This window comes from Flavobacterium sp. (assembly GCF_035456085.1).
GTDB lineage: Bacteria > Bacteroidota > Bacteroidia > Flavobacteriales > Flavobacteriaceae > Flavobacterium.
On the sequence record NZ_DATIDY010000150.1, the window covers coordinates 1 to 8547 of the forward strand.

Consider the following 8547-nt stretch of genomic DNA (forward strand, 5'->3'; position numbering starts at 1 on the left):
CTTATTATGGTTTGGATGGTTTGGATTCAACGCCGGATCTGCTGTTGGAGCAGGAAGTCTTGCTGCTCAAGCTTTGGGAACTACTACTGTCGCTGCTGCTGCTGCTGCTATGGCGTGGGTATTTCTGGATAAAATTTTAGGCCATAAACTTTCGGCAATGGGAGCTTCTATTGGTGCTGTAGTTGGATTGGTTGCCATTACCCCAGCTGCAGGATTTGTAAGCATTCCACACGCTATAGCAATTGGAATTATCGCTGCAGTTATTAGCAACCTTGTTGTTAGTAAATTCCCTAAAGGAAAAATCGATGACGCCTTAGATGTTTTTGCTTGTCACGGTGTTGGCGGTATGGTAGGAATGATTTTAACTGGTGTTTTTGCTTCCAAAGCGATAAATCCAATTGTTGGCGATAATCAAGGTTTAATTTTTGGTGATGCTACTTTGTTTTTAACACAATTAAAAGCATTAATAATTGTTTCTATATTCGCTTTCTCCATTTCTTATTTATTGTTTTTTATTGTAAATAAAATTACTCCTTTACGAGTTAGTGAAGAAAAAGAAGAACTAGGATTAGACATCTCTCAACACGGAGAATTTTTATAAAGATTAAATTTCTAACTCCCTCCTTGAAACACTCTAAGATTTATTTTAGAGTGTTTTTTTTATTAAAACACTGTAAATCAATATTAGGTTAGTTTTAAAACTAATACCAATTATAGTTTAATGGCTATTAATTATCTGTGCAATAGAAATTAAATTGATTAGGTTTTTAAAAGTTGTTTAGAAACTTTTGTAATATCTACTTTGAGCAATTAAATAGATATAATACCTAACAGGTTTTGAAAACCTGTTAGGATAAAACCTTATTTTTTTTTAAAATAATATTATTTTTTGAAATTAGAAATTCCAGCTTTCAACCAGCCTTCATATTCTGCTACACCAACATAACTTATTGTTGGCTGTTTAATATTCAAATTATTTCCTTGTAAATCAGTCAAAACATACAAGGGTTGCGTATTGGTATTGTATTTTGAAATCATAAAATCAGTCCATTTGTCTCCAATCGTTTCGATCTCTGAACCAGTTGTTTTCGAAATAAACTGTTCGCTTTTTGGCAATTCTCTTTTATCGTCCACGTATAATGAAATTAAAACTACTTCATTTTTTAGAATCGGAAGAATCTTTTCGTTAGACCAAACATTGTTTTCCATTTTTCTGCAATTCACGCAAGCAAATCCAGTAAAATCGAGCATAATTGGTTTGTTTACTGTTTTAGCATAAGCCAATCCTTTATCATAATCATCAAAAACAACAATTTGATGTGGACCAAATTTCGCACCTGCTGGCAAAACTGTTGCAGTTGTATTTACAGCACTTGAACCATTTACACCATAAGGGCTTTCGCTATATTCCATTGGTGGAGGAAATGCGCTAATTAGTTTAAGTGGCGCTCCCCAAAGACCAGGAATTAAATAAATAGTAAAAGACAAAACTAATAACCCCAAAGACAATCTTCCGACCGAGATATGATTTAGAGGACTATCATGCGGCAAAGAAATTTTTCCAAATAAATAAAATGCTAAGGTTCCGAAAATTGCAATCCAAATCGCCAAAAACACTTCTCTTTCTAATAAATGCAGTTGCAATACCAAGTCTGCATTTGATAAGAATTTGAAGGCTAAAGCTAATTCTAAGAAGCCTAAAACCACTTTAACGGTATTCAACCAACCACCTGATTTAGGCAAAGAATTCAACCAGCCTGGGAACATTGCAAATAACATAAATGGTAAAGCTAATGCTAATGAAAATCCTAACATTCCAACAATAGGTGCAATTCCGCCTTTGGACGCTGCATCAACCAAAAGGGTTCCCACAATTGGTCCCGTACAAGAAAATGAAACAATTGCCAAAGCAAGCGCCATAAACAAAATTCCAACAATTCCGCCTCTATCCGCTTGACTGTCTACTTTATTTGCCCATGAATTTGGCAGCATAATTTCGAAAGCACCAAGAAATGAAGCTGCGAACACAACTAATAAAATAAAGAATATAATATTGAAATACACATTGGTCGATAATGCATTCAGCGCATCGGCACCAAAAACCGCCGTAACCACAAATCCCAATAAAACATAAATCAGGATAATTGAAATTCCATAAATAATGGCATTTCTAATTCCAGCTGCTTTTGTTTTGCTTTGTTTGGTGAAAAAACTCACAGTCATAGGAATCATCGGGAACACGCAAGGTGTTAACAATGCTGCAAACCCGGAGAAAAAAGCAATGAAGAAAATAGACCACAAACCTCTTTCTGATGCCGGTTTTGGTTGTTCGACAGCTTTAGTTTCAACAATGGGCGTATCTTTTGATATTACAGAAGAATCTTGACTTGTTACTATTGGAGCTATAGTTGCCGTATCTATTTTAGTGCCATCTTGCTTAGTAACTGCCGCAGGAATAACATCAACGGTTGCATTTGTTGCAGCTGTAGGTATTTTAAAAGTAAATTTCTTTTCCAGATTGATACATACTTCTTTACAAATCTGGTAATTCAAATCCACTTTAATCGTTGTAATTTTTGGATTTACAATCGAAATTTCCTGTTGAATTTGAGCTTTATCATGAAAAAATATTTCATTAACACCAAAAATATCATTGAAAGCCGTAGTTGTTTTGCTTTCTTTGGCTTTGCCTACCAATTCATAATTCCCTTTTTGGTCTTTAAAAATAATTTCCAAAGGCAATGGTCCACCATCAGGAGTGAATTGTGAATACAAATGCCAATCTTTTTCGATTACCGCATTAAACGTTAAAACATAATTGGTTTCCGATTTCTTTTCAATTGCCGTTGTCCACTTTGCAGGATCAAGTATCTGTGCATTAACTTTAACAATGGACAAAAAAGCAAGCAGTATAAAAAGTAGTTTTTTCATTATAATAATTCTATTTTAAGTATATTTTTTGTTGTATTTACAGTTCTAAATCGATGGTCTGAACGTAATCCAATTATCCATATTATTTGATTATTTGAACATAAAAGCCAGGTATTTTCTTTGTCAATTAATGACAATTTTTCGTCTTTAAAAAACTTACTGACTTTTTTAGATTTTCCATTCATCCCATAAGGCTTGAAACTGTCGCCTTCTTTCCATTTTCGAATTATTAATGGATAATTGAGTAAATCTGCATCAACAAAGATAGTTTTATTTGAATCAATCGAAATATTATCAACTTTGCTTAATCGTAATTTTAAGGGAATATTAACTTCTGTTTGATTTTCATCTATACTAAATCCCTCTAAAATTTCTTCCTGATTAATGGGAGAAACTATCAATGAATCTCTGTTTTTTAATAATCTAAAATCAGCAGCAAATACTTGTTTTCCTGATTGGCTATGCACCAAATCACAAATATCTTCCCAAGCTGTAAATCCATAATCCTTCAACCATTGATACAAATACGATTGATAATTTGGCAATTTTAATAACTGGTTTAAATCGAAATGAACCTGATCGCCAACCTCATCTGCTACTTGCTGATAGATCATCGAAGCCGCATCTTCGACCATATTTAATGATTCTTGCAAATAACTTTCGGTTTTTGAAAATGAAGCCATAAAATTAGGATTCAACTCCTTCAAAATCGGAATTATATGATGACGGATTTTATTTCTCACATATTTATCCGAAGCATTGCTGCTATCTTCTCGCCACTGAATATCATTTGCTTTAGCATAATCCAGAATTTCATTGCGGGTTAAAAAAAGTAACGGTCTGATGATTTTGTCATTTTGAACAGGAATTCCTGTTAGTCCTTCCAATCCAGTTCCTCTCGTTAAATTGATTAAAAAAGTTTCCAGATTATCATCAGCATGATGTGCCGTGAGTATATAATCGAATTTTTCCTCTTCAAGCAATTCATAAAACCAATTGTATCGCAAAACTCTGGCTGCAACCTGAGTAGAAAATTTATAATCTTTGGCGAAAGTCTCTGTATCAAATTGTGTTACATAAATCGGAATTGCATTAGCATCTGCATATTCTTGAATGAATTTTTGATCACCAAAACTTTCCACTCCACGAAGTTGAAAATTACAATGCGCAATGGCTATGTTAAATTGCAATTCTTTAAATAAATGCAATAAAACCATACTGTCTAAACCACCGCTTACAGCAAGTAACAGCTTCTTTTGACTCAAAAAAGGAATCTCTTTTTCGATATAATTTTGAAGTGTATTTTTCATTTACTTTCTTTTTAAAGTTGCTAAGTTACTAAGTTTCTGAGTTACTAAGTTTTGGACTAAATGACCTGTATAATTATGTGATTTTTTAAAATTTTAAAATTTTAAACAAAAAAGCTTAGAAGCTTAGTAACTCAGAAAACTTAGCAACTCCGTTCTATTGTAAAACCTCCAACATTGCTTTGGCTTTGACAAAACATTCCTCGTATTCTTTTTCGGGAACAGACAATGAAGTTATCGCACTACCAACGGAAAAAGACACATATTGATGGGCTGAATTATATAAAATACTTCGAATGACCACATTAAAATCAAAATCTCCATTTGGTGTAAAATAACCAACTGCTCCACTGTATAATCCACGTTTGGTTTCCTCAAGTTCTTCGATGATTTTCATCGCTGCATATTTGGGTGCACCAGTCATGCTCCCCATCGGAAAAGTAGTTCTGAGTCCATCAACTGGAGCATATTTTGAATCCATTTTGGAAGTGATCGTCGAAATCATTTGGTGCACTTGCAGGAATGAATAAATTCCGCAAAGTTCTTTTACTTCAACAGTTGAATTTTGAGCAGTACGAGACAAATCATTTCGCACCAAGTCGGTTATCATTATATTTTCTGATCTTTCTTTTGGGTCTAATGACAAACTGTTTTTAGATATTTCATCTTCAACAGGATCTGCAAATCGTTTGGAAGTTCCTTTTATTGGTTGCGAAATAAGATTCTCACCTTCTTTTTTCAAATATCGCTCCGGAGAAGCTGAAAGCAGAAATTGTTTGTTGTTTTTAAAAAAAACTGAAAACGGTGCTTGTGAAATTTCGTTGAGCTTTAGGAATTTTTCCAAAGGATTAATTTTGGTATTTTCAGCAAAAAATTCCATACAAAAGTTAGCCTCATAAACATCTCCTTGATGAATATGTTCTAGCAATTTAGCAACCTTATCTAGGTAACTTTCCTTTGAAATACGTTGTTGAATTTCAACTGAATTTGAAGCTATAGAATTGGAATTGGTATAATTGAGGATTTCCGAAAAGTCGTCTTCCAATTCATCGTCACACATATTGAGATACTGGATTTCGAGTTGATTTTCTTTTAGCAGAAATATTTTTTTAGGTTGAAAAAAAAACAAATCAGCAAAATCCAAACCATCATGATTATTCGATTCCAAATGCTCTACATCATTCTTTAAATCATAAGACAAATAGCCGAATAACCAATCTTTGGTGGTTTGTTGGTATTGTTTTAAATCTTCAAAAGCACTGTGATAATCTGTTTTTATTGAGGTGAAAGCATCAACAGCCAATACACAATCAAAGTTGGAATATTCGTCGGAAAACGAATTACTATCCAAGAAAGTTATTTCACGAAATTGTTGTCCCCAACTCACAAGTTGTTGCTTGAACGCTATTGGGTCTTCAATAAATTTGTAAATGGAAGTTCTCAAAAATTAATCTGTTTATGGACTTCAAAATTACAATAAAAAAAATCGCATCTCAAGAAGAAGTTTTACAAAATCACAACTCAATTTTGTACAAAATAAAGACTTAAGGACAAATCATAAACAACTCAATTTTAAGATATTAATAACATTATAAGTACCTGTAAAGTAAATAATACGAAAAAATTTAACTAAATTTGTTATAAAGATGTGGACTTAGTTTTCTCTCTTCGAAAACTATCAATGGTAAATGAATGGAAAGGTGCTATCACTACTACGGCAACAACCTTACGATATCTCACTTAGTCATTTAACCAAAAAAAATAGAAAAATATGAAAACTGCAATTTTTTTTATCCGCACAGTGATTGGTTTATTACTAATTTTAGTAGCTCTTGCTTATTTTTTTAATTTATTGCCTGATCTTTCGACAACTGGAGATTTTAAAGCTTTCCAATTAGGTTTAATTTCTTCGGTTTATTTAATGCCAATGGTTAAGACAATCGAACTTTTATGTGGAATTTCATATGTTGCTGGCAAATACGTTACTATATCAAATCTTATGGTCCTTCCAGTGAGCATCAACATTTTATTTTTAAACTTTTTCCTAAATCCAAATGGGTTACCATTGGCTCTCTTCGTATTTCTTGGTAATTTATTCTTAATTTACAGCTATTGGAAAAATTACAAACCATTATTTAAAGCTTAATTTTATTTCAGTTTTTTTACAACCATACTCATCTCGAAAATACATATAGAGATGACTTTTTTATTTTAAAAATATTACATTTGAGTAACCTATTAAAAATAAAACCTAAATCACAAAAAAGAAAACTATGAAAATTGCTACTATTATTGTTCGTTCGCTTATTGGTTTATTATTGCTTTTTGCTTCTATTGGCTTTTTTTTTCATTTGTTTCCTGAGCCCGTTTTAACAGGCGATATGAAAACCTTTAATGATGGAATCAAAGCTTCTGGTTATTTAATGCCATTGGTAAAAACAGTAGAACTTCTTTGCGGATTAGCTTTTATAACTGGCAAATTCACTCGAATTGCAAATATTCTTTTAATGCCGATTTCAATTAATATTCTTTTCACACATATTTGTTTGGCACCAGAAGGTATTCCAACGGCAGTATTTCTATTAGTTGGAAATATATTTTTGATTTATAGCAAATGGGATGTTTATAAAGGATTATTTGTTGCTAATTAACTTCTTATAACTTAACCTTGTAGAATTAAGTCCTAAATAAAAGACCCCAATAGAATCTAATATCTATTGGGGTTTTCAATTTTTATTTATAAAGTTAAAACTTTAACCTTTAGTTATACATGCAAAGCTCTATTATCTGTAGCTGCTAATGCTGCTTCTTTTACTGCTTCCGCAAAAGTTGGATGTGCGTGAGACATTCTTGAAATATCTTCAGCAGATGCTTTGTATTCCATTGCGACAACAGCTTCAGCAATCAAATCGGCAGTTCTGGCACCAATCATGTGTACACCAAGAACTTCATCGGTTTTAGCATCAGCAAGAATTTTTACAAAGCCATCTAAATCAGCGCTAGCACGAGCTCTTCCTAATGCTTTGAAAGGAAAACTTCCTGACTTGTATGCAACTCCAGAAGCTTTCAATTGCTCCTCTGTTTGTCCAACAGCAGCAACTTCTGGCCAAGTGTAAACTACACCAGGAATTAAATTATAATCAATATGTGGTTTTTGACCGGCCAAGATTTCAGCAACCATAGTTCCTTCTTCTTCCGCTTTGTGAGCCAACATCGCTCCACGAACCACATCACCAATCGCATAAATATTTGGAGTTGAAGTTTGCAAATGATCATTTACCTCCACTTGTCCTCTATCCGAAATTTTAACACCAGCTTTGTCAGCATTCAATCCATCAGTATAAGGACGACGACCAACCGAAACTAATGAATAATCTCCTTCAAGAGTAATCGTTTCACCTTTTGCATTTTCAGCTTTTACAGTTACAACGTCACCAGCTCTTTCAACTGATTGCACTTTGTGAGAAGTGTAGAATTTCATTCCTTGCTTTTTCAACACTTTAGTCAATTCTTTAGACAAAGAACTGTCCATTCCAGGAATAATTCTGTCCATAAATTCTACAACCGAAACTTCTGCTCCTAATCGTAAATATACTTGACCTAATTCGATACCAATTACACCACCACCAATAATTACAAGGTGTTTTGGGACTTCTTTAAGAGCCAAAGCTTCGGTAGAAGTAATGATTCTTTCTTTATCAATTTTGATAAAAGGCAAAGAAGATGGTTTTGAACCTGTAGCAATAATAATATTTTTAGCTTCAATAGTTTCTGATGTTCCATCAGCTTTAGCAATAGCCACGTGAGTAGCATCAACAAAAGATCCTAAACCATTAAAAACAGTGATTTTATTTTTCTCCATCAAGAAATTAACTCCTCCCGATGTTTGGTCAACAACTGCTTGTTTGCGTGCAATCATTTTCTCTAAATTAATTTTTACATCACCAGAAACTTCAATTCCATGGTCAGCAAAATGTTTAATTTCAGCGTAATGATGCGAAGAAGACAACAATGCTTTTGAAGGAATACATCCAACATTCAAGCAAGTACCTCCCAAAGTACTATATTTTTCAATAATCGCCGTTTTGAAACCCAATTGTGCACAACGAATAGCTGAAACATATCCGCCTGGCCCAGAACCTATAATGACTACGTCAAATGAACTCATAGTATTTGATTTTTATTTTTAGTGTTGCAAAAATAAGGAATAAAGTTTTGTTTAAAGTTTAAAGTTTAAGGTTTTTTGTTCGAATTATAACGATTTCGACAATGATTACGGATAAACACTTTAAATACAATAACAAAAACT

7 protein-coding genes are annotated in these 8547 nt (G+C 33.0%); 3 read left to right on the forward strand and 4 right to left on the reverse strand.

The annotated features are described in order from the left end of the window. Positions 1 to 601 (forward strand): ammonium transporter (locus VLC96_RS11930; RefSeq protein ID WP_414655571.1); only part of this gene is annotated, 601 nt, incomplete at its 5' end. A gap of 281 nt (positions 602 to 882) precedes the next feature. On the opposite strand, the gene VLC96_RS11935 is transcribed toward VLC96_RS11930, so the two are convergent. From VLC96_RS11935 to VLC96_RS11945, 3 genes are all read right to left on the reverse strand, one after another. Continuing rightward, positions 883 to 2931: a protein-disulfide reductase DsbD family protein gene (locus VLC96_RS11935; protein WP_325263189.1), complete on the reverse strand. Its 2049-nt coding sequence runs from the start codon at positions 2929 to 2931 to the stop codon at positions 883 to 885. Next, the gene (gene tilS / locus VLC96_RS11940; protein ID WP_325263191.1) at positions 2931 to 4241 is read right to left on the reverse strand and encodes a tRNA lysidine(34) synthetase TilS; all 1311 of its coding nucleotides are present in this window, start codon (positions 4239 to 4241) and stop codon (positions 2931 to 2933) included. The genes VLC96_RS11935 and tilS overlap by 1 nt, the downstream gene beginning before the upstream one ends. A gap of 154 nt (positions 4242 to 4395) precedes the next feature. Then, a complete protein-coding gene (locus VLC96_RS11945) occupies positions 4396 to 5682 on the reverse strand; it encodes an anthranilate synthase component I family protein (protein WP_325263193.1) in 1287 nt (428 codons plus the stop codon). 327 nt (positions 5683 to 6009) lie between these two features. Between VLC96_RS11945 and VLC96_RS11950 the strand changes: the two genes are divergently transcribed. Together VLC96_RS11950 and VLC96_RS11955 are read left to right on the forward strand one after the other, a co-directional pair. After that, positions 6010 to 6384, forward strand: coding sequence for a DoxX family protein (locus tag VLC96_RS11950; protein ID WP_325263194.1), 375 nt, complete (start codon positions 6010 to 6012; stop codon positions 6382 to 6384). A 127-nt stretch (positions 6385 to 6511) separates the two neighbouring features. After that, positions 6512 to 6889 (forward strand): DoxX family membrane protein, encoded by a 378-nt coding sequence (locus tag VLC96_RS11955; protein WP_325263195.1) that lies wholly within the window; start codon positions 6512 to 6514, stop codon positions 6887 to 6889. Positions 6890 to 7002: 113 nt separating this feature from the next. Here VLC96_RS11955 and lpdA read toward each other — a convergent pair whose 3' ends face one another. After that, positions 7003 to 8406: a dihydrolipoyl dehydrogenase gene (lpdA, locus tag VLC96_RS11960; RefSeq protein WP_325263196.1), complete on the reverse strand. Its 1404-nt coding sequence runs from the start codon at positions 8404 to 8406 to the stop codon at positions 7003 to 7005. Between the last annotated feature and the right edge of the window lie 141 nt (positions 8407 to 8547).